The 19,622-nt window shown below is 42.2% G+C and carries 20 protein-coding genes and 12 tRNA genes; 3 read left to right on the forward strand and 29 right to left on the reverse strand.

Annotation, left to right across the window (positions count from 1 at the left end):
* Positions 1-161 precede the first annotated feature (161 nt).
* The 13 genes from BM095_RS09805 to BM095_RS09865 form a co-directional block, all read right to left on the reverse strand.
* A tRNA-Ile gene (locus BM095_RS09805) sits at positions 162-238 on the reverse strand.
* Between the two features lie 64 nt (positions 239-302).
* Positions 303-376, reverse strand: a tRNA-Gly gene (locus tag BM095_RS09810).
* Between the two features lie 5 nt (positions 377-381).
* A tRNA-Pro gene (locus tag BM095_RS09815) sits at positions 382-458 on the reverse strand.
* 4 nt (positions 459-462) lie between these two features.
* Positions 463-539 (reverse strand) — tRNA-Arg (locus tag BM095_RS09820).
* Positions 540-546: 7 nt separating this feature from the next.
* A tRNA-Leu gene (locus tag BM095_RS09825) sits at positions 547-633 on the reverse strand.
* A gap of 44 nt (positions 634-677) precedes the next feature.
* A tRNA-Leu gene (locus BM095_RS09830) sits at positions 678-761 on the reverse strand.
* A gap of 7 nt (positions 762-768) precedes the next feature.
* A tRNA-Gln gene (locus BM095_RS09835) sits at positions 769-843 on the reverse strand.
* Positions 844-942: 99 nt separating this feature from the next.
* Positions 943-1,018: transfer RNA gene (locus tag BM095_RS09840), tRNA-Asp, on the reverse strand.
* A gap of 412 nt (positions 1,019-1,430) precedes the next feature.
* Positions 1,431-1,506: transfer RNA gene (locus BM095_RS09845), tRNA-Val, on the reverse strand.
* 5 nt (positions 1,507-1,511) lie between these two features.
* Positions 1,512-1,586: transfer RNA gene (locus tag BM095_RS09850), tRNA-Glu, on the reverse strand.
* Between the two features lie 18 nt (positions 1,587-1,604).
* A tRNA-Ser gene (locus BM095_RS09855) sits at positions 1,605-1,695 on the reverse strand.
* A 4-nt stretch (positions 1,696-1,699) separates the two neighbouring features.
* Positions 1,700-1,774: transfer RNA gene (locus tag BM095_RS09860), tRNA-Asn, on the reverse strand.
* Positions 1,775-1,945: 171 nt separating this feature from the next.
* Entirely contained in the window at positions 1,946-2,395 is a 450-nt protein-coding gene (locus tag BM095_RS09865; protein ID WP_091661032.1) for a SprT family protein, read from the reverse strand.
* 108 nt (positions 2,396-2,503) lie between these two features.
* On the opposite strand from BM095_RS09865, the gene cmpA reads away from it, so the two are divergent.
* Positions 2,504-2,650, forward strand: a complete 147-nt coding sequence (gene cmpA, locus BM095_RS09870) for a cortex morphogenetic protein CmpA (RefSeq protein WP_091661035.1) — start codon at positions 2,504-2,506, stop codon at positions 2,648-2,650.
* Positions 2,651-2,682: 32 nt separating this feature from the next.
* Here the strand turns inward: cmpA and BM095_RS09875 are convergent, their stop codons facing one another.
* The 14 genes from BM095_RS09875 to acpS all read right to left on the reverse strand — a co-directional run bounded on the left by BM095_RS09875 (position 2,683) and on the right by acpS (position 15,402).
* On the reverse strand, positions 2,683-4,872 hold the full coding sequence (locus BM095_RS09875; protein WP_091661037.1) for a Tex family protein: 2,190 nt from the start codon (positions 4,870-4,872) through the stop codon (positions 2,683-2,685).
* Positions 4,873-5,134: 262 nt separating this feature from the next.
* A complete protein-coding gene (locus BM095_RS09880) occupies positions 5,135-5,734 on the reverse strand; it encodes a PP2C family serine/threonine-protein phosphatase (RefSeq protein ID WP_091661040.1) in 600 nt (199 codons plus the stop codon).
* Positions 5,735-6,526 (reverse strand): RNA polymerase sigma factor SigB, encoded by a 792-nt coding sequence (gene sigB, locus BM095_RS09885; RefSeq protein WP_091661762.1) that lies wholly within the window; start codon positions 6,524-6,526, stop codon positions 5,735-5,737.
* Positions 6,489-6,980: an anti-sigma B factor RsbW gene (gene rsbW / locus BM095_RS09890; RefSeq protein WP_091661043.1), complete on the reverse strand. Its 492-nt coding sequence runs from the start codon at positions 6,978-6,980 to the stop codon at positions 6,489-6,491. Before rsbW ends, sigB begins: the two co-directional genes overlap by 38 nt.
* Entirely contained in the window at positions 6,980-7,312 is a 333-nt protein-coding gene (locus BM095_RS09895) for an STAS domain-containing protein (RefSeq protein ID WP_091661047.1), read from the reverse strand. The genes rsbW and BM095_RS09895 overlap by 1 nt, the downstream gene beginning before the upstream one ends.
* A 155-nt stretch (positions 7,313-7,467) precedes the next feature.
* Positions 7,468-8,481, reverse strand: a complete 1,014-nt coding sequence (locus tag BM095_RS09900) for a PP2C family protein-serine/threonine phosphatase (protein WP_091661050.1) — start codon at positions 8,479-8,481, stop codon at positions 7,468-7,470.
* Between the two features lie 13 nt (positions 8,482-8,494).
* The gene (locus BM095_RS09905; protein ID WP_091661053.1) at positions 8,495-8,908 is read right to left on the reverse strand and encodes an anti-sigma regulatory factor; all 414 of its coding nucleotides are present in this window, start codon (positions 8,906-8,908) and stop codon (positions 8,495-8,497) included.
* Positions 8,909-8,910: 2 nt separating this feature from the next.
* A complete protein-coding gene (locus BM095_RS09910) occupies positions 8,911-9,267 on the reverse strand; it encodes an STAS domain-containing protein (protein WP_091661056.1) in 357 nt (118 codons plus the stop codon).
* An 18-nt stretch (positions 9,268-9,285) separates the two neighbouring features.
* Positions 9,286-10,137, reverse strand: coding sequence for an STAS domain-containing protein (locus BM095_RS09915; RefSeq protein WP_091661059.1), 852 nt, complete (start codon positions 10,135-10,137; stop codon positions 9,286-9,288).
* 257 nt (positions 10,138-10,394) lie between these two features.
* Positions 10,395-10,676: a CopG family ribbon-helix-helix protein gene (locus BM095_RS09920; RefSeq protein ID WP_091661063.1), complete on the reverse strand. Its 282-nt coding sequence runs from the start codon at positions 10,674-10,676 to the stop codon at positions 10,395-10,397.
* A gap of 104 nt (positions 10,677-10,780) precedes the next feature.
* A complete protein-coding gene (alr, locus tag BM095_RS09925; protein ID WP_091661066.1) occupies positions 10,781-11,917 on the reverse strand; it encodes an alanine racemase in 1,137 nt (378 codons plus the stop codon).
* A 429-nt stretch (positions 11,918-12,346) separates the two neighbouring features.
* Positions 12,347-13,402 (reverse strand): LolA family protein, encoded by a 1,056-nt coding sequence (locus tag BM095_RS09930; protein ID WP_091661068.1) that lies wholly within the window; start codon positions 13,400-13,402, stop codon positions 12,347-12,349.
* Between the two features lie 47 nt (positions 13,403-13,449).
* Positions 13,450-14,979 (reverse strand): NAD(P)H-hydrate dehydratase, encoded by a 1,530-nt coding sequence (locus tag BM095_RS09935; RefSeq protein ID WP_091661071.1) that lies wholly within the window; start codon positions 14,977-14,979, stop codon positions 13,450-13,452.
* Positions 14,980-15,036: 57 nt separating this feature from the next.
* Positions 15,037-15,402 (reverse strand): holo-ACP synthase, encoded by a 366-nt coding sequence (gene acpS, locus BM095_RS09940; protein WP_091661074.1) that lies wholly within the window; start codon positions 15,400-15,402, stop codon positions 15,037-15,039.
* Positions 15,403-15,512: 110 nt separating this feature from the next.
* Between acpS and BM095_RS09945 the strand changes: the two genes are divergently transcribed.
* Complete coding sequence (locus tag BM095_RS09945) at positions 15,513-16,283, forward strand: rhomboid family intramembrane serine protease (protein ID WP_091661076.1); 771 nt, start codon at positions 15,513-15,515, stop codon at positions 16,281-16,283.
* Here the strand turns inward: BM095_RS09945 and BM095_RS09950 are convergent.
* A complete protein-coding gene (locus BM095_RS09950) occupies positions 16,261-17,616 on the reverse strand; it encodes a hypothetical protein (protein WP_091661079.1) in 1,356 nt (451 codons plus the stop codon). The genes BM095_RS09945 and BM095_RS09950 overlap by 23 nt on opposite strands.
* Positions 17,613-18,152 carry an RNA polymerase sigma factor SigX gene (locus BM095_RS09955; RefSeq protein WP_091661081.1) on the reverse strand — a complete coding sequence of 180 codons (540 nt, stop codon included), beginning with the start codon at positions 18,150-18,152 and terminating at the stop codon, positions 17,613-17,615. The genes BM095_RS09950 and BM095_RS09955 overlap by 4 nt, the downstream gene beginning before the upstream one ends.
* Before the next feature lie 394 nt (positions 18,153-18,546).
* On the opposite strand from BM095_RS09955, the gene BM095_RS09960 reads away from it, so the two are divergent.
* A complete protein-coding gene (locus BM095_RS09960; RefSeq protein WP_091661084.1) occupies positions 18,547-19,614 on the forward strand; it encodes an FUSC family protein in 1,068 nt (355 codons plus the stop codon).
* Positions 19,615-19,622: the final 8 nt, after the last annotated feature.

The raw sequence follows: 19,622 nt of genomic DNA on the forward strand, positions 1-19,622 counted from the left end.
AGCTGTAAAGCGATTGCTCGCTTTGTTTCTTTTATAAAGAAATTAACAGACGCTTGACTTTCATTCAATTTTCAAAGGACAACCAGTCGGACTCTCTCGAGCGACAAAAAACATTATATAACTTCCTAATATAAATGTCAATACTTTTTAAAGGAAGTTTATGGTGGGCCTGAGTGGACTCGAACCACCGACCTCACGCTTATCAGGCGTGCGCTCTAACCAGCTGAGCTACAGGCCCATGTCATTAGTTTTCCCCATAAAAAAAGCACATAGCTTCCGTTATGAAATTTTATAAAATGAAATGGAGCGGGTGATGGGAATCGAACCCACGACATCAGCTTGGAAGGCTGAGGTTTTACCACTAAACTACACCCGCATAAATGGTCGGGAAGACAGGATTCGAACCTGCGACCCCTTGGTCCCAAACCAAGTGCTCTGCCAAGCTGAGCTACTTCCCGCGAATGGCGCGCCCGAGAGGAGTCGAACCCCTAACCTTCTGATCCGTAGTCAGACGCTCTATCCAATTGAGCTACGGGCGCATATATTTGGTGCGGTCGAGAGGACTTGAACCTCCACGGGATTAACTCCCACTAGGCCCTCAACCTAGCGCGTCTGCCATTCCGCCACGACCGCGACTATTTCTTTTATAGTAGTTTCATTAACTTATATGGTATAAATGGTGCGGGTGAAGGGAGTCGAACCCCCACGTCAAAGACACTAGATCCTAAGTCTAGCGCGTCTGCCAATTCCGCCACACCCGCATGTTTATGGCTGGGCCAGCTGGATTCGAACCAGCGCATCACGGAGTCAAAGTCCGATGCCTTACCGCTTGGCTATGGCCCAATGTCTTGTTTTGATATGATTCAAGCTAACTTTCATTGTAAAGCTTGTCTCTCACAAGATCAATAGCGATTTTTATCGCTATTTATGTATTTGTAATAATGGCGGGCCTGACGGGAATCGAACCCGCGATCTCCTGCGTGACAGGCAGGCATGTTAACCGCTACACCACAGGCCCCTCTTGTAAAGAATAAGCTGCGAATCTCTTCGTCAACTTCTCTCGTTCAGTCAGGTCACGTACCGGTGTACGCTCCTTCCTTCTCTCTTTCGTTTCCTCGACCTTCTTGCTTCTTCTTTACAATCTGATCAAAGAAATAAATTCGCTGCGAATCTCTTCGTCAACTTCTATCGTTCAGTCAGGTCACGTACCGGTGTACGCTCCTTCCTTCTCTCTTTCGTTTCCTCGACCTTCTTGCTTCTTCTTTACAATCTGATCAAAGAAATAAATTCGCTGCGAATCTCTTCGTCAACTTCTATCGTTCAGTCAGGTCACGTACCGGTGTACGCTCCTTCCTTCTCTCTTTCGTTTCCTCGACCTTCTTGCTTCTTCTTTACAACTTCGTCAAGGGAACGATCTGCTTAATAATAAGTGGTGGAGGGTGACGGGATCGAACCGCCGACCCCCTGCTTGTAAGGCAGATGCTCTCCCAGCTGAGCTAACCCTCCGTTGTTGGTGACCCGTAGGGGATTCGAACCCCTGTTACCGCCGTGAAAGGGCGGTGTCTTAACCACTTGACCAACGGGCCTTATGTTCACTATCTGAATGGCGGAGAAGGAGGGATTTGAACCCTCGCGCCGCTTACACGACCTACTCCCTTAGCAGGGGAGCCCCTTCAGCCACTTGGGTACTTCTCCAATATGGCTCCACAGGCAGGATTCGAACCTGCGACCGATCGGTTAACAGCCGATTGCTCTACCACTGAGCTACTGTGGAATATGGTTTTAAGTAATCTTTTCTCTCAGCGACAATTTATAGTGTATCAAATGCAACAACCATTGTCAATCACTTTTTTATGTTTTTGTTTTTGTTTCCTCTTTTATGTGCTGGCTCTCTCTCGAGCGACTTTTATAATTTAACACATGTATTAAATAATGGTCAAGGGTTTTATTCGTTTTTTTTCAAGCTGCCTCGACAGTAACCACAGACGTACTTCTTGGTATCCATTCTACGGTAGCGTTTAAATTTTGCGCCACACTGTTTACATTCATAATAATGAACTTTTCTATTATGATTAGCATCCGGCAGCGTTTGACAGTGACGCGCTCCTCCCACTTTCCGAAGAAGTGATTTAAATTCTCGATCTGAATGTTTATATCCTTTTCCTTCTCTATGTAAATGGTAATGACATAGCTCATGTTTAAGTATAGAGATTAATTCTTCTCTGCCAAAATGTTCGTAGTGTTTCGGATTCACCTCGATGGCATGAGAAGACAGCATATATCTTCCTCCCGTCGTCCTTAATCGATGGTTAAAGACAGCGTTATGTTCAAATGGTTTTGAAAACCATTTGTCAGAAAGCTCGCGGGTGAGCTCTGTTAATTCTTCATTTGTCATTCTGTCATTCACCCTTTTTGGCAACTCAGACAAACCGTTCAACATATAATGTATGTAGCTGACTGTCTGCAAAGTTCTAATATACTATTTAGTAGGAGGTTGTGTTCCATGCCCGGCTGGTTTATGAGACAACTTGAAAGGGCCTTCTTAGAAAAAAATCGCCAAGAAATCCGGGTACTAAATCAATGTTGGTTCGATTATCAGTATAAACAAAGGGATAAGAATACTTCAAGGCAATATGTTAATCAGCGGTGAATACTCCCGCTGATTAACCACTTCTTACCATATCAACTCTTTTGTCTTTCTGGCTCCACCATTGTAAGGGAAATACGTCCTTTCTCCACGCTTACTTCTTCTACCCAGACTGTCACGATATCTCCTACTGATACTACTTCCATTGGGTGTTTAATATAGCGGGTGGCGAGCTTTGATACGTGGACGAGACCATCCTGCTTCACCCCTATATCTACAAAGGCTCCAAAATCGACTACATTTCGGACCGTACCTTGAAGCTCCATTCCTCTCTCTAAGTCCTCCATCGCCACTACACCCTTTTTAAGTAAAGGAAGGGGTAGTTCATCCCGCGGATCTCTATTTGGTTTCTTTAAATCTTCAACGATGTCGGTTAGAGTGAGGCTCCCAACGCCTAATTGCTGTGCAGTCTGTTCTATATTAAGGTTATCCAATTTTTCCTTTATGTGAGGTGTGCCTGCCTCTGCTGCCTCTGCCCCTATCCATGAAAGCAACTGATATGCTGTGTTATAGCTTTCAGGGTGAATCGCCGTTCGATCTAACGGTTCTTCCCCTCCTTGAATTCTTAGAAAACCAACTGCTTGTTCGTATGTTTTCGAGCCTAGCCTAGGTACATCTTGCAATTCCTTACGATTTCGATAGGCTCCGTTTTCATTTCTTGTGCGAACTATGTTGTTTGCAACTGATTTAGAAAGACCAGAAACATATTGTAACAAACTGGATGAAGCACTATTTACATCAACTCCTACTTGGTTAACGGCAGTTTCTACCACGAACTTCAACGACTCATTTAACTTTGCTTGTGATACATCATGCTGATATTGTCCGACTCCGACTGATTTAGGATCAATTTTTACGAGCTCTGCCAGTGGGTCTTGAAAACGCCGTGCAATAGAAGCTGCACTGCGCTCTTCTACTTCTAAATCAGGAAATTCTTCACGCCCTAGCGGAGAAGCAGAATACACACTTGCCCCGGCTTCATTCACGATCAAGTAGGACACATCGCGCTCGAGTTCAGGAATAACGTCCGCTATGAAACTCTCTGTCTCTCTTGATGCCGTCCCGTTACCAATAACGATAATGTCTACATTGTACATTGCTACCGTGTCTTTCACTAACTTAGTGGATTTATCCACTTCATTTCTAGGCGGGACAGGATACATCACATTAATGTGAAGTAATTTGCCTGCCTCGTCTACAACAGCCATTTTACAACCGGTTCGGTAAGCTGGGTCTAACCCTAACACTATTTTCCCCCTGACCGGAGGTTGAAGAAGAAGGTTTTTAAGGTTTTCTGAAAAAATAGTAATGGCCTGCGCTTCTGCTTTTTCCGTTAATTCTTTACGTAGTTCCCTCTCCACAGCCGGCGCAATCAATCTTTTATACCCATCTTCATAGGCTGATTTCAAGAATGGCACAGATGGCGACTCGTACCTTTCAATAATCTGCTTCTCTAAGAAGGAATGTATTTTGTCCTCCTTGGTTTCGATGCTGATTTTTAATACATTTTCTTTTTCACCGCGGTTCATTGCAAGTACACGATGAGACGGTATTTGCCGCAGAGCTTCCTCGTACTCATAGTACATTTCATATACTTGTTGCGGGTCTTCCGCATCCTTCTTGGCCATAGAAGTGATTGCTCCCGACTGATAGGTCATCGTCCGAATGTTTTGGCGAATGGTGGGTTCATCTGCAATCTGTTCTGCAATAATATCTAGAGCCCCTTGAATAGCATCATCTTCAGAAGCCACTTCTTGGTCTTCATTAATATATTTCTTGGCTTCTGCCCCTATGTTTGCCTCAATCGGCTGCGAGAAAATAAATTCAGCCAGCGGTTCCAACCCTTTTTCCTTCGCTTTTGTAGCTCTCGTTCTGCGTTTTTGCCTGTATGGCCGGTACAGATCTTCTACTTCCTGCAATTTAGTCGCATTCTTAATGGAAACAGATAATTCTTTCGTTAACTTCCCCTGCTCTTCAATTAATCGAAAAACTTCTTGTTTCCGCTGATTAAGTTGTTTACCGTATTCATAGGCCTCTTGTACTGTGCGGATTTGGACTTCATCGGCCCCTCCGCTATTTTCCTTTCGGTAGCGAGCAATAAAAGGGACCGTATTGCCATCTTCCAACATTTCAATAATGTTTTTGACGTGATTTTTCCCTACGTTGCTCTCTTTGGAAATCTTAGATATTAAGGTGTGATCTGATTGAATTTCCAGCGTGTCCATTGTCTTTCGCTCCTTCTTCTCTCAATATGTCAATTTTATTCTACAACTATACCATGTTCCCTTCTTCTCCATTTTTATCCTTTTCCTCGACGACCAACGATAACTTGTACCTGCCAAATCTCATTTCAATAAACCTTTGTTTTACCCCTCCGTCGTTGTTCGCCATCTCAGGCTTGAGAAAAACATTTCTTCTGTTTTTAGGTGTCACTCAAACCTAGAAATTTTTCGTCCCTTCAAAAGAAAAAAGAGCCACACGGGCTCTCTATGTTACTTGTCCTATTAAAACTGTTACATCATCATCTTGTTTCGCGTGCTTTTCTAATTGTTTGATCGAGGTATGCGGAGATATGATGCGGTTCATCCATTGTTGATCTGAACGCGGTATCTGAATGCCATCAGAATGCATAACAAAATGAAAGCCTGACTGGAAGGGATAGTATTCCATTCTGTATTTATACTTGCGGCCCGATAGGTAGCCTGTGGTAGGAATAGGGCGCTTCATCTCTTCTCCTGGCGGAAACAAATAAGTAGCTATATTTCCCACATTCCCGTATGCAAGAGTATTTGAATCAAAGTATGCTTTTAATATTGTAATGACTACCCCACGCTCTTCTGCTAGAGCTTTATTGCATGCTTCCAGCATCACAGGCACACTTTCATCCTGATTCTTTTTCACAGCTTCCATGGCGAGTTCAGAAGACCTGGCGGCATTCTCCCCGCTTCCCAGGCCATCTGCCAGAGCGCACAAAAAATAGCTATCGGTTTCAATAGTAATGTACCCGTCACCACACCAGCTGCTTCCGTTTTTGCCTTGTTGGTAAACAGCAACGGCCACGTTAGCATGCGTTTTAGTTTCAATCATTTATAAACACTCCGATGGCTCTATCCTAATCGATTCACGTAGCTTCTGCAGGGCACGGCGCTGTAGACGAGACACGTGCATCTGTGAAATCCCAAGTTTTTCTCCGGTTTCTTTTTGGCTTAAATTCTCAAAATAGGTGAATTGTAATATTTCCTTTTCTCGGTCAGTCAATACAGAAAATGCTTTCTCCAACAGTAGGTGTTGATCTGTTTTTTCATAGCCTTCTTCCGTAGACCCCACTAAGTCTAGCAGGGTAACAGCACTGCCTTCTTGGTCAGCTTCGATAGAGCGATCCACAGAAAGGGCTTGATAGCTTTTCCCCATTTCCATCGTCTCTAACACTTCTTCTTCACTGACTTCTAAGTGTTCAGCTATCTCTTCCACTTGCGGGGAGCGCTGCAGTTCATTTGTTAGATCTTCTACTGCCTTCTTTATTCGAGGTCCCAGTTCTTTTATCCTTCTAGGAACGTGAACACTCCACGTTTTATCTCGAATAAATCTTTTAATTTCCCCAACGATGGTCGGGACAGCAAATGACTCGAAGCTTCGGTTAAACGAGTCATCAAACCTTCTTAAAGCCGCCAACAGACCTATCATCCCTACCTGATATAAATCATCATCATGGTCTTGACCACGGGAGAATTTACGCGCAAGTGACTGAACGAGCGGTTCATAATGCTGAACTAGCTTCGTTTGAATTTCTTCAGTAGGGTCTTCTTGAAATTCGTATATCCAATCATACACTTTCCCGTCATCACTGTTTTTGCGCGTTTGTTGATGCTGAGATTTCATCGACATGATGTTCCACCTCATCTCTTTTCAGGAACTTCGTCATTACAATCGCAACACCGGCTTCCCCGTTAATCTCCACGTGATCCATTAAAGAATCAATAAGAAAGAGTCCGAGCCCCCCTTCTTTCAGCTCCTCTACCGGTTTTGTTCCATCAATGGGGCCAAGCTTTCTTTTCACGTCACTTAAGTTAAAGCTTTGGCCTTTATCAGATACTACAATCTCAATTTTGTCTTTATACACATTGCAACCAATCCCTATCATGCCACCTTCTTGATAGGCATGGTTTACAACATTGGTACAAGCTTCCGCGACCGCAATTTTGAGATCTTCTATATCATCGTAAGAGTAGCCCACCCGGTTCGCTATCCCGGATACAGCCAACCTTACGACCCCCACGTATTCTGCTTTGGCCGGCACTTTCATTTCAATGTAGTCCAGGGCTTCGTTTCCCATTACTTGGCTTCCTCCCTTTTCTCATTGTCGATGTTGATCACTTCATCTAACCCGGTTATAGAGAATAATCTTTTTACCCGGCTGTTTAAGCCAGTCAGTTCAATCGTACTGTTATGGCTCTTAGCCGACTTGAGAGCTCCAATGAAGATACCAAGACCCGTACTATCAATATAATCGACACCTTTTAGATCTACTAATATCTTGTCACCCTCGTTTTCAGTCATGGGGAGAAGCTCTTCTTTTAACTGTGGTGCTGTATATGCGTCAATTTCTCCACCAACGTACAGAATGGAAAAATCTTTTTTATTTTCTTTACGAATATCGAGATCCATCTTTATGTCCCCCTTATGAGTTTTGGGATTGTACATGTATTCCAGCCTAACATGAAAGTGCAAAAAAGCGGCCTGCCATTTTCAACTGCCAACAGGCTCGCTTTAACTTACCCTTTTTTATGTCTCGTACCGAATTTTCCCGAATCGAGAGAAGGTTAAACCTTTCTACGCAAAATAATTAATGAAAAATCATCCCTCAGCTGGAAATCCTGCAATCTCTCTAATTCATAAAAAACTTTTTCAACGATTTCTTGCGCAGGCAACTCTTTATATTTTCGAATCAACTCTATCAGCTCTTCTCGTTCAATAAACCCTTCTTCTGTACGGCACTCCGTCACGCCATCAGATAACAATACCACAAAATCTCCGGGCTCCACTTGTTTGTGATATTCACGAAACTTCGTATGACGCTTAATCCCCAATACGAGTCCCTTAGCATATAATTCCTCAAACGTGTCTTCCTTTTGGCTATAATAAAAGCCGGGTTCATGGCCGGCTCCAGAGTAATAAAAATGATGGACATGAGGATCGTACGAACCGTACATCATCGTAATAAACATATTGGAGGCCACGTTTTGCTCTACTACACGATTTAAGTTTTCGAGAAGAGCCCCTGGCTGTAAACGCTGTTCCGGCAGGCTGTCCATCGCATATTTAATCATCGACATACACAGAGCTGCCGGGATGCCTTTTCCAATAATGTCTGCTATCGCTACACCAATACAGTCATTTTCATCCCTAATAAAGTGATAATAATCCCCGCTCATTTTGGACGCAGGAACGCTAATCACACCGATATCAAGAGAATCAACTTGTGGTATTTCCTCCGGAAGAAATGTTTGCTGCATGCTGGCTGCGACGTTAATTTCAGCTTCGAGCTCTTTCTGTTTATCTCTAAGACTCTGGTGAGCTCTATACGCCATCCCGTACCCCATCATCACTTCCAACAGAAAATCAAATGAATCACGTAACGAATGGGGAATATCAGGAAAGAATTCTTCAATGGCATCCAGGTGAAAGCTCAACGTCTCTTCAGGGGAAATTTGATGTTCAAGTACTTTTTTACTGAACTGTTGTGCTTGATACAGCCCTATTTCATTTTTGTCTTCCAAATATTGCTTTAATATTTCTTTATATTGGTTCTGTATACAGCTAAATGAGTCAGTCAAGTTTCATCCCCCTTTAACGGAGCCATTTAATCGCTGTAATCTCCGTACCTTCCCCTGCAGTAGAATGGATGTCAAACTCGTCCATTAAGCGTTTAACACCCGGGAGCCCTGCTCCTAGTCCTCCAGAAGTGGTGAAACCATCTTCCATCACATCACGGATATTAGAAATACCTGGCCCCTTATCTTTCGCTATGATTTTTATACCTCGTTTTGAAACAGGCGATTCAGTATCTTCTACATACTGAATAACAATTTCGCCTTTTTCAGCATATAAGTATATATTTCTCGCCAGTTCAGAAATAGCGGTTGCAATTCTTGCTTGATCGACATTACCAAACCCCGCATCTTTTGCTAAGTTTCGTCCTGCCTGGCGGGCCGAAACGATGCCCCACTCCGTATGAACTTCAACATTGGATTGGATACTCATCACTACCCCTCCAATTCCTGTTGAAGTTTCTCGAGGCCTTGTTCGAGATCAAGAGCTGTAGGCACTTCATTCAGCATAATCCCCATATCAATCAACGTGATAGCCACTGCAGGTTGAATGCCGGTAAGTACCACTTTTGCTCCCATTAAGTTAGACATTTCAACAACGTCTCCCAACACTTTAGCAATGTAAGAATCAATCATTTCTACGGAGGTGAGGTCAATTACAACACCAATTGATCCTTCTTGGTGAATTTTATTAAGCAGGTCTTCCTGGAATTGAAGGGCAGTCTGATCATCTAATTCTACTTGAACGGATATTAACAAATATTTGTGTAGCTTTAAAATGGGGATTCGCATGGAACATCCGCCTCCGATCTATCTTGAATCTATTCTTTCATCGTCATTTTCTATTTTGATGATTTTACGTTGTGTTAATTCAAGGCCTGTCTCAACACCTCTTCGAAGCGAACTCTTTGTCCGAAACTTGCTAAGATCGATTCCCAAATTAACAATCGTTTGAGCTATTTCCGGTCGAATACCTACCAATATACACTCTGCTCCAACAAGCCGGATTGCTTCTGCTGTCTGTATAAGGTGATGTGCTACCATTGTATCTACCACAGGCACACCGGTTATGTCGATTAAAACGACTTGAGACCGATGTTCAATTATACCATCTAGAACATTTTCCATAATTAATTTAGCCCGTTCGGTGTCTATTGTACCTACAAGCGGCATGACACTCACTTTCTCAAACACAGGAATAAGAGGTGCAGAAAGCTCTTTTAAAGCCATCCGTTGAAGATGGATCGTGCTTTCCCATGACCCTGAATATTCATCTGCAATTTGATTAATGATGCTATCCACCCAGGTTTCAATTTCATAGAATGTCTCGAATACTTTTTTAGAAGAAATACTTTCCATGGAAGACATTGTTTCAAGAAGTACACGCCGAAAAGCCTGCATCCCTTGAGTAAAATAACTTAACGGCCATCCCAAATAGATAAGATGTTGAGCAAATTCATTTAGTTTCTCTGTTGCTGCTTCTTCTGTTAATTCCAACGACTCGATGATTAATTCAACAAATTTTTTATTAGTTTCATCGCTCGCTTCATTGGGTATTTTTTTGGCAAGACCGCTAGGCATTACGTTATTAATTTCGCTTAACCAATCAGATATTATATCTTGCTTTTGTGTATAAATCATTTCTACAATGGATGGCTGCATATACAATTCCTCCATGAATTGAATGATATATTTTTGCGTTCCATCAATTTGGTGCACAAAAAAAGTGTTTAATTGACTCTATTATTTCATGTCTCGTGATTTGGCGCAAATAAATTATAGCCTAAACTAGTATTCTATTCGTTTTTAAAGTTTTTTACCATAAAAAAGTTGCTGCCTCCGTAACAAGCAACAACTTTTGACATGCGTCTTTATTCACGTTTTCTAAAAGTAAAATAGGGGTAATTCCTGTATATCCATCATACTCCGCTCACAAGCCGATTATCTAGCGAGGTTTCCGCTTCTTCCTCAGCCAGGAAGGATTCTGAGGCGATATGCAGATTAATATGAGCCATTTCCAAGTAGCCCTGCTGCATGGATTCGCGATTTTTCTTTTTCTGCCGTTCTTTCAAGTAAACCTCGGTAGCCTGATGGATAAACTCATTGCGATTCACATTGTCCTTTGCGACTAAGCCATCCAATTCGCGGAGCAGGTATTCAGGAAGGCTGACTGTAATTTGTTTCTTGCAATTCTGAGACAATCCACACACCTCCAGCATACGCCTAACTTCTCGATTTCATTTATCCTCATGATAGCATTTCATTGTTCGATTTGCAAAGATCCTTTAAAAGAATTTGAATGAGACTAAGATACATAAATTCTCGGTACTCTTTTACTTATCATGCACGGTATTTCATAAGGGATGGTATCAAGTCTTTCAGCTACTTCGACAGCTGAAATAGTCTCTTGATTTTGGCTTCCGACCATCGTAACCTTTGTGCCGACGGGCCTGTACTCTGGAAGTCGAACCATTAACTGATCCATACATATGCGGCCGACAATCGGTACGCGGACACCGTCTACCAACACTTCGGCACCTTTAGAAGCATGCTGTCTATACCAACCGTCTGCATAACCAATAGGAATTGTTGCAATCCATTCCTTTTCTGTAGTGATATAAGCTTGGCCATAACCGATATTTTGACCTTGAGGTACTTCTTTAATTTGAACGATTCGGCTGTGAAGAGAAAAAGCAGGCTGCAACGTAAAGGGAATGTCATCAATAATTTCCTTAGAAGGCGGCAAACCATACATTGATATACCAATGCGCACCATATTAAAGCATCTTTCTGGAAAGCGAAGACTTGCGGCACTGTTACCACAGTGAATATATTCCACTTCCCCTATATGGTCTTTGACTAAGCGAATGTTGTCTAGAAAACAAGAATACTGTCGTTCAAAGAACTCCGTCTTTTTACTATCCGCGGTGGCAAAATGTGTGTAAAGTCCTTCTGGGTGAAGAGAGCAGCAATGACGTAAAACACCCATGAACTCTTCAATTTCCTCCTCTTCTGCCATCCCGAACCTTCCCATTCCAGTATCTACTTTAATGTGAACGTTCAGACGGGCAGTTCCTTTAATATAGGATTCCGCTTCTTCCAGCCACTCCTTTTGGAATGCCGTTAGCCTAATGTCTTTTTGTGCCGCGATGAGAGCGTCTTCCGGGTTTGTTCTCCCTAATACTAGGATAGGTGCCTCTATCCCCTCGTCCCGCAATTCTAGCGCTTCATCTAACAAAGCGACTCCAAGAAACTCAGCTCCCGCTTCAATGGCTGCTTTCGCTGTCTCCACTGCCCCATGCCCATAGCCGTCAGCTTTCACCATAGCCATAAGACTGACATCTGAATGAAACTGTTGCAACGTCATACGTATATTATACTTAATACAATCAAGACGAACCTCTGCCCATGTATCTCTTCGCGAAGCTTGTTTAAAGGCCATTCTATCTTCTCCTATGCTGTCGCTCGCTCTATGTTAGAAAAATAAACTTTAACTCCTTGACTTATCTATTTTGTCATCACTCATCGTACTATTTCCTAACAACGCAAGTAAAAATGTATAATTTGATTATTCTCGGGTTCACTCGAAATGTCAACGGGGAATTAGAACCTCTTTGTTTTAAGAAAAGCGCAAGCACCCTGGCTTGCACAGGACGTGCTGACTTTTGCGTTATACACAGGATGTGTATGTTTTTAGCAAAAGACCATTCTACTATGGGCTTCCAGAGCGTCTAGGCGCTGGAGCTAGATATCACTCCATGAATGCAATACTTTCTTCTCTTTTTAGAAAAGCATTAGAGTGTCAAACTTTGAAAAATAACAGCCAGGCAAGGAAGCACCTGCCCGGCTTGAACTAACCAAAATTAGTATTTCATTTCACAGCTTGTGTCTCTAAAGCGTTATCCATGGAACGTGCGATGGCTGTCATTTCCTCTTTTGTTAGTTCTGTTGAAGCTAAGAAATACTCCACTCCATCATAGTTCCATGTTAATGAATCTTCTGTCCAAGCCCCAACCGTGAAGCCAAGGTCAACCGGCTCTCCTGTTCCCACGTTCACATTGGCTGATGCCTCAAGCACTTGAGCTGATTGCTGGATAAGAGTAAAAGGCTGCTCTCCTGTATAAGAAAGTACGACTTTTTTACCGTTTTCTGTATCGCTTTCTTCGGTATCGGTGAGGGTCGTCCCTTGAGGTTCAAAGGTTGGATAACTTACTTCAAAAGAGTTCGATTTTTCTTCAGCCTGCTTATTTTCTTGATCCGCGGCACTCGTTGGCATATCCACATTTGCCGCAGACATGTTTTTCTCCGTATCAAAGTCATTGTCATCAAACGTGGCATCTTCATCAAATTCAGTGAATTCAACAGAAACAAGCAGCTTAAAGTCGCTATCATAAATTTTCACTGTATTGGGCGTTAATGATTTTGCATCTAGAACGATTTCTTGATGGCTCAAATTTTTATTTTGATAGTTGGTTTTTGTTTCAAATACGTAAGCACCTTCATGGACCGAAAACGTCCTTTCCGCATCCATCAAAATATCGGAAATAAGCGACTCATAAAGATACACTTGACTGTTATTATTTGGCCAATCACTTTGAAAGCGGAAGCTTTTGTTCAATGCCGGTGTTAACACAAACACCCCTTCATCATTCCGTATAATCATTTGGTTCTGCTCTTCGTTTTCATTCTTCAAGTCTACTTTGTAGTATTTATTCTTTTCGTTTTGCATGTGCCAGACTTCAACGTTGTAAGTTCTTGGCTCTTCGCCTGTTTCTAGGGTCATGGCAGCTTTTCCTTTATATCCGTCCATATCCTGTAATTTTTTATCCAACTCTCGTACAACTTCTTCTTGGGATTTTTCTCCGCACGCTGCCAACACCAAAACCGATAATAACAACAGGACAACGAATAGCAGTAATTTGCGCACGTTATCATTTCTCCTTTGTCCCTAAAATAACGACAAAGGAGGGAACCTTAGAAAGAAGAAATTATGGAACGAAATGCAAGCGGTAATAGGTGAATAAAGTCAGAAGCAGTCATGGCATAAGTTTGCCTGGATTTCTTAACTGCTATATCAGCCGTGAGACCATGCAAATAGACGGCATTCATAACTGATGCACTTGTTTCTTTTCCTTGTAGAAGGAGACCAAGAATAAGCCCAGTTAATACGTCTCCTGTCCCCCCTCTCGCTAATGCTTCATTGCCGCTCGTATTGATAAATTGATCTCCGTCTGGTGTTGTCACTATAGTATGAGGGCCTTTCAATACAAGGTAACACCCTTTTTCCATGGCAAATTCACGAGACAACGTAAAACGTTGATTATTTATTTTCTCTGTTTTCTCCCCCGTTAGTCTGCTCATCTCGCCTGGATGAGGGGTTATGATCAATGGAGCATTTCTCGCTTTCACCTCTTGTTCAAGCTCCGGCAAAAAGTAGAGGGCATCAGCGTCTAATAAAAGTGGGGCATTTACTTCTGTAAGAAGCCGCCGTACCAACGGCTTAATCGTTTTCTCCCTGCCAAGTCCCGGGCCTGCAGCTACCGCCTGATAGGGATTTGTATTAAAATCCATTCCCATTAAATCACCAGCGATGGCTCCACCTTGTTCTGGAAGAGGCATTCCCATCGTTTCCGGCAATTGTGAATGTACTACAGGCATGACGGAAGAAGGAGCAGCTGTTGTCAATAATCCCGCCCCGCTATTCAAACAAGCTGAAGCAGCTAAAGTCACTGCCCCTGGCATGGACTTCGATCCCCCGATCAGTAAGCCTTTTCCATGAGTCCCTTTATGGGCATTAGGGATCCTGTGGGGAAGAGAATGGCAGACATCATTTTTCGTCCACACTTTCCTTCGTATTGGCACGTTATTTTCTATCACTTTACGTAACCCAATATCAACGGTCCTTATCGCGCCATAACAGTCTGTTGCTGGATACAAATAGGCACTGCATTTTGGTGCTTGGATGACAACGGTGGTATCTGCATAAATAACCGTTTCAGGTATTTTTCCGCTTTCTGATGGTACGCCGCTGGGAATATCGATGGAAATCACATCAGCAGATCCCTTGTTCACAGCTAATACAGCTTCCTTGTATGGAGGACGCAAAGGTCCCCTTACACCTGTCCCTAGCATGGCGTCTATAACGACATCATAGTCATCCATTTCACAAAGAGAAGCATCCCATTCTTTCCATTCGCGGCCGAGATTTTCATAGATTTCCTTATGGTAACAAGCTGCCCCTTCGAACTCATTCGGATCAGCAAGTAACCAAACATCCACATCCATGCCATGATCGATTAGCACTCGGGCAACAACGAACCCATCACCGCCATTATTACCTTTCCCTATAAGAATGGCTGCTTTCTCCTGCAAGGAGTGGTCTTCCATAATTACTTCAGCAACCGCACGGCCGGCATTTTCCATTAATAGTTCTTCCTTTAATCCGAGACTTTCAATAGCATAGCGATCCACCTCTTTCATTTCTTCACCAGTTACCACTTGCATGGCAGGTCCCTCCTAACCGCAATATATTTCTATGAGACAAACTCTCCAGATATAACTTTATCTACTATCTTGCTTTTCAAGTACCACTTGAGCTGCAGCATAATCTTTGCTATGCGTTATAGACAGATGAGCCACAATGTCACGGGCGGGGTGGGTAAGGATTGGTTTGCCTAGATCATTGTTTAGGATTGAAATATCTTGGAAGCCATAATGTACAGAGATCCCTGTACCAGCAGCTTTCACAAAAGCCTCCTTCGCAGCGAACCGGCCAGCCACGTATTCTATCCGCCGATTTCCTCGTAATCTTTCAAGAAGCTTCTGTTCCGGCGAAGTCAATATTCTTTTTTCAAAGCGTCTATTCTCCTCTAGAAGACGTTTGATTCTTGATAGTTCTACTATATCTAATCCAATACCGTAAATCATTGTCTCTTCTCCTATTCTTTAAAAGGTGTCATTCGCTTAGGCAGAGAACCATATGCTAAGATAAAACACGTATGGAAATGTTATCGAAAAAAATCGGGGGAAGATAGATCATGTTCATCCGTAACGAAACGTTTTACTCTTTCAGAAAAAACTATCCATTGATCACTGGGATTGTGGCTATTCATTTCCTTTTATTTTTGTGGATGAATGTATCTAATTGGACGAATGGTTTGATTCCGCTTGGCGGGTTCATCTTCCAATTGGGGGTGGGAAATAATTATGCTGTAGCCACGGGTGAATTTTGGCGACTGGTGACCCCCATCTTTCTTCACATCGGAGCAGGACATGTTTTATTTAACTCCTTCTCTCTCGTGTTATTTGGACCCGCCCTGGAGAAAATGCTCGGCAAGTTTAAGTTCCTTATTGCCTACTTGTCCGCTGGTATCCTGGCCAACATCGCTACATTCATACTGACGGGGCCTGGTTATACACATTTAGGTGCTTCCGGTGCTATTTTTGGCCTGTTTGGCATTTACTTGTACATGATTTGGAAAAGAAAAGATTTAATTGATGCCGCGAACGCCCAGCTAATTCTTGTCATCCTTATTCTTGGTGTTGTGATGACATTTCTAAATCCCGGTATTAACATTACAGCCCATATATTTGGCTTAATATCAGGACTGGCTCTAGCACCTCTTTTTCTCACAAATGCTCTCCCTTTTTATGCATATCCTTCGACAGCTGGGCATGGCGAAGCCACTTTTCGTTCTTCCCGCTGGAAAATGAAACGTTTTTCGGCCTCTTCGTTCATTCGTATTATCGGTTGGGGATTTATTATTCTAGTGATAATAGGAATTATCAATCGCCTGCTTCAATGGTAATTGCAGTCATTTGATTGGGAGCCACTGGGATTTTCACTGGCTCCTCAAAATTATACCCCTTCATGTCTTGTAAGTTGCCACCTTCAAATTCTACATGCGTAAAATTAAAATCTGCAGCTGTTAACAAAATCGCTTCAATCATGATTTGTCCCTGCTCATCTTCTGGTATGTTGCTTTCGTCAGAAAATATTATCTTGGCAATGTCACCATTCTCCTCCACTCTTTCCACAGTAACCGCACCCGGAATAGAAGGAGATATACCATCCTTTGCATCTATAGTTTGCATTTGTTCTAAAACGTAGAAGAAGCTGTTATTCTCTGCACTTTCTCCTAGTGGAAGATCGGCTGCAATACCGCTTACTAAAAAGGATATATTCTCTTTCGTCGTGTAAACATAATAACCCTCTTTGTTTTCATTACCTTTCAAGTTCTCTCTCAGGCTACGGATCTCTAGCTTTTCGGTACCTGTTCCAGATATTATATTTAGTTTAGCGTTTCCTATACGAGAGAGAGACGATGCCAAACTTCGTAAAATAGCATCACTTCTTGCTTTTTCGGTTACTTTCTTGTCAACATAGACTTCCAACACTTGTTCATTTTCCTGGTACGCCCAGTCCATGCCTTTTAGAGCAGAAGAACCTAAACCAATATGTTCGCCTGAAAATTCATTGTTTAGAGCCTGGAATGCATCCAACCACTCCATGTCCTTACTAACTGTGAAAGTCAAAGGGACGACAACAGATGTGTTTCCCGCTAACAGGGGTATAGTTACAGCTTGCTCACTATCTTTTAAATCAGAGTCGGTAAGCGCTCCTGCATAAGACAACTCACTATGTTGAGCTACCTCTACAGTAGGTTCGTTAACAATTTTTTCTTCTTTATCCTTCTGTGTCTCTTTTTTTTCTACTAATTCTTTATCTTCTTCCTCTACTGCTGCAGGTGGCTCCCATTGATTCTGGTGAGAGGATTGACCATTTGAATCTGGTACGATTTCTTCTGTATCGGCACCTTCGTCACGCTTACTAACATTGTCTTCAAGAGAGATCTCACTCCCAACTTCTTGCTTTACGTTCTCTGAAGACGAGAAATCAGAAGAAGATGATTGGAGAGACACTAATCCTGCGTTAACTAAAATGATAAACATGAAGGCCGCCACTACTCCTGCTATTGTCGGCAGAAGTTTTCTCGGTGGCCGTTTTAATCGACGAGTTTTTCCTGTTCTCTCCATAATGTTCTGATAAATTTCGCCTTTTGTTCGTTTGTCGAAGACTGGAGGCATTTGTTCCAAAGTCTTTTTTATTTCCTCTTCCGAGTGGCCACGTAACCGTTTCACAAACTTATCCTCCTTTCTGCCTCTTCTTGATGGAGCGAAAGTATGTCTTTTATCTTTCTTAGGGCTCGGTGTTGTGTGGTCTTAACTTTACTTTCAGACCACCCGAGAACTTCAGCAGTTTCTCTGATAGAAAGCGATTCAATATACCGTAAAATTAAGACTTGGTACTGATCAGAAGTACAATGTCCCATCGCTTCGTATATTTCTCTCACTTCATCTCTTGCCGTCACAATTTCTTCCGGAAGAGGCGCCGGGTCGGGCATCTCTTCTTTTGACAATGGAGCTAATATACCAAGCCATTTTCTTTTTTTGCGATTCTGTTTCCTTACCCAATCTATCCCTACATGTCTGGCAATAGAATACAGCCACGTTTTTTCACTACTTTTTCCTTCGAAAGATTCCCATGAATGAAATACTTTAATATAAACTTCTTGTACTAATTCTTCCGCTGCTTCTCTATTTCTCACCATATAGAACAAATATTGAAAAAGAGAGTGATGATACGTCTCATACAACCTTTCAAATTCATCATGCATCTACAACACTCCCATTCATCTGTCGCTACAGCGCTTACTTTGTTACATAGGCATCGAGACAGTCTTTAAAGATAGGCGCACATAACAAAAGAGGAAAGCTCTGCACCCATCGCTGCGAGCTTTCCTAACTCATTTGTGCCGTTCTCTATTATAGGAACAAAGCGTATACCCAGTATAAAATCCCATATAGCACCACTAATGTAACAATAAAAGCAAGTAATTTTTTGTTAGACATCCGTTTCATTATTTTCACCTGCCAGTACTTTCAAGCTCATTATACCACGATTATTCATAGAAATAGAAACCATCTCAACATAGAGTATACCGCATCATTTTATAGGAAAATATTATGATAAGATAGAGCTAAGAGAGTGTGCTTGGGAAGGTATGGGTTATGATTACAAAGAAGAAGAAATGGAACATTCAATTCATTGGAGGAAGAGTTTTAAAAACAGGCATTGCCGTCTTCCTCACAGCTGTCATTTGCCGGCTTTTTGGAATGATGGAAGCATTCGCAGTGATCACGGCCATTGTTACGTTAGAACCGACCGCTGCTTCTTCGATTAGAAAGGGAGCACAACGTCTTCCTGCATCTATTATTGGAGCAGCCCTCGCCATGGGATTTGCTTACGTATTCGGCCCAAGTCCGATGTCTTACACACTAGCGGCTGTGTTTACTATCTTTGCTTGCACCAAATTAAAATTACAAGATGGTACACTCGTCGCCACATTGACAGCTGTCGCGATGATACCTGTTTCCGAGGGACATTACTTTTATTCTTTTCTTGAACGGGTAGGAACGACAACCATCGGGTTAAGTGTCTCAACGCTTGTAAATTTAACAATTTTACCCCCTCGTTTCTCAACCTTGATTGCAGAGAGAAATGAAACACTCTTTACTAATACAGCAAATGTGTTAAAACAAAGAACCGATGAACTGCTAGAACAAGGTTCAGATAAAAAAAATAGTCAGTACCTGTTCAGAAATCTTCAGAAAGACTTGGAAAAGTCCATACAATTGTCCTATTATCAGAAAGAGGAAATGCGGTATCATAAACGTAGAAATGAAAAAGATAAACGCTTTTTCACTTTTGAACAGAGACAGTTACATCTCTTAGAAAAACTCATTTATCATTTTAGTCAGCTGTATAGCATAGACGCTAATAATCTTGACTTGAAAGAGAATGAGAGAAACATCGTGCAGGAAACTGCTCTTTCTATCGCTGTCATTCTAGAAGGGCAACACTTTCACATTCCTGTCTCTCATTATCATCTTATCGACGAACTAGATGAACTATTTTGGCATAGACGAGATGAGGTGGAAGAAGATATCACTCCTAAAAAACACCAGCATCGTTTCTCAGAGGACGTGATCCTGTTATTCACACTCTTATCTATCCATGATGAGCTTGAAAGTTTAGAAGACCTTCATCATCACGAAAATGATGAGGACAAAGCATGATTGAAAAA

It is taken from the genome of Alteribacillus iranensis (genome assembly GCF_900113025.1).
Lineage (GTDB): Bacteria > Bacillota > Bacilli > Bacillales > Marinococcaceae > Alteribacillus_A > Alteribacillus_A iranensis.

Bases quoted from the DNA above. Each gene is read 5' to 3' on its own strand.
- BM095_RS09865 (WP_091661032.1), bottom strand. From the start codon at position 2,395: ATGACAAATGAAGAATTAACAGAGCTCACCCGCGAGCTTTCTGACAAA.
- cmpA (WP_091661035.1), top strand. From the start codon at position 2,504: ATGCCCGGCTGGTTTATGAGACAACTTGAAAGGGCCTTCTTAGAAAAA.
- BM095_RS09875 (WP_091661037.1), bottom strand. From the start codon at position 4,872: ATGGACACGCTGGAAATTCAATCAGATCACACCTTAATATCTAAGATT.
- BM095_RS09880 (WP_091661040.1), bottom strand. From the start codon at position 5,734: ATGATTGAAACTAAAACGCATGCTAACGTGGCCGTTGCTGTTTACCAA.
- sigB (WP_091661762.1), bottom strand. From the start codon at position 6,526: ATGAAATCTCAGCATCAACAAACGCGCAAAAACAGTGATGACGGGAAA.
- rsbW (WP_091661043.1), bottom strand. From the start codon at position 6,980: ATGGGAAACGAAGCCCTGGACTACATTGAAATGAAAGTGCCGGCCAAA.
- BM095_RS09895 (WP_091661047.1), bottom strand. From the start codon at position 7,312: ATGGATCTCGATATTCGTAAAGAAAATAAAAAAGATTTTTCCATTCTG.
- BM095_RS09905 (WP_091661053.1), bottom strand. From the start codon at position 8,908: ATGAGTATCCAATCCAATGTTGAAGTTCATACGGAGTGGGGCATCGTT.
- BM095_RS09910 (WP_091661056.1), bottom strand. From the start codon at position 9,267: ATGCGAATCCCCATTTTAAAGCTACACAAATATTTGTTAATATCCGTT.
- BM095_RS09915 (WP_091661059.1), bottom strand. From the start codon at position 10,137: ATGCAGCCATCCATTGTAGAAATGATTTATACACAAAAGCAAGATATA.
- alr (WP_091661066.1), bottom strand. From the start codon at position 11,917: ATGGCCTTTAAACAAGCTTCGCGAAGAGATACATGGGCAGAGGTTCGT.
- BM095_RS09935 (WP_091661071.1), bottom strand. From the start codon at position 14,979: ATGCAAGTGGTAACTGGTGAAGAAATGAAAGAGGTGGATCGCTATGCT.
- acpS (WP_091661074.1), bottom strand. From the start codon at position 15,402: ATGATTTACGGTATTGGATTAGATATAGTAGAACTATCAAGAATCAAA.
- BM095_RS09945 (WP_091661076.1), top strand. From the start codon at position 15,513: ATGTTCATCCGTAACGAAACGTTTTACTCTTTCAGAAAAAACTATCCA.
- BM095_RS09955 (WP_091661081.1), bottom strand. From the start codon at position 18,152: ATGCATGATGAATTTGAAAGGTTGTATGAGACGTATCATCACTCTCTT.
- BM095_RS09960 (WP_091661084.1), top strand. From the start codon at position 18,547: ATGATTACAAAGAAGAAGAAATGGAACATTCAATTCATTGGAGGAAGA.